Genomic DNA, 681 nt, shown 5'->3' on the forward strand with positions numbered 1-681 from the left:
GAGTGATAGACCTCACCAGCAAAAATGAAGCCCGGATCGGCGGCATCAGCTTAGGGCGCGCCATCCAGTTCGTGGCCAATGCGTCGGTGCTTGGGTATGACGTTCGCGGTTCGATGGTTCTCTATGGGGAACCAGGAACGCCAAGCTTACGGGTGTGGGACTGCGAACATCTTTGGGCGCAATACGGTGGCGCTCTGCTCCAGCCATAGTGGACTTCGATCCTATTTGAGAGCATCCTTCCGAGCGGGGGAAAGGGCTTGGACAGGTCTCGTCACCACAATCGGTCTGATCAGTGGCGCAAGCGCGGCGGCGCGAGGCGCTCGCGCGCCCTGCGGTGGGCGAGCGTGCCACGGCGTTTGATTTTCGTGACTGTCGCGGCGGCCGCTGCCTTGGCTGCACAGGCCGCAATGCAGCACAGCGACAGCTTGCCCGCAATCAATCTGCAGAACTTGATAGGTCCCAAGCCGCAACCGATCATCGGCGTCGCATCCGTCATCGACGGCGACACGATCGAGGTTCACGGGCAGCGGGTTCGCTTCAACGGCATCGACGCGCCGGAGAGCCGCCAATATTGCGACGACGCCAAGGGGTTCGAGTATCCCTGCGGCCGGCGATCGGCCGAAGCCTTGGACGCCTTCCTGGCCGCATCGGGGCCGGTCAACTGCACGTTCGTGACATGGG

Annotated in this window: 2 protein-coding genes; both read left to right on the forward strand. The window is 62.7% G+C overall.

What is annotated here, in order from left to right; genetic code table 11:
* A partial coding sequence (locus tag EOA60_RS38550; protein ID WP_128312776.1) for a hypothetical protein occupies positions 1-209 on the forward strand: 209 nt, incomplete at its 5' end.
* Positions 210-389: 180 nt separating this feature from the next.
* The coding region (locus EOA60_RS35910; RefSeq protein WP_281060820.1) for a thermonuclease family protein at positions 390-681 on the forward strand (292 nt) is incomplete at its 3' end.

It is taken from the genome of Mesorhizobium sp. M1A.F.Ca.IN.020.06.1.1, from assembly GCF_004023265.1.
Taxonomy (GTDB): Bacteria; Pseudomonadota; Alphaproteobacteria; order Rhizobiales; family Rhizobiaceae; genus Mesorhizobium.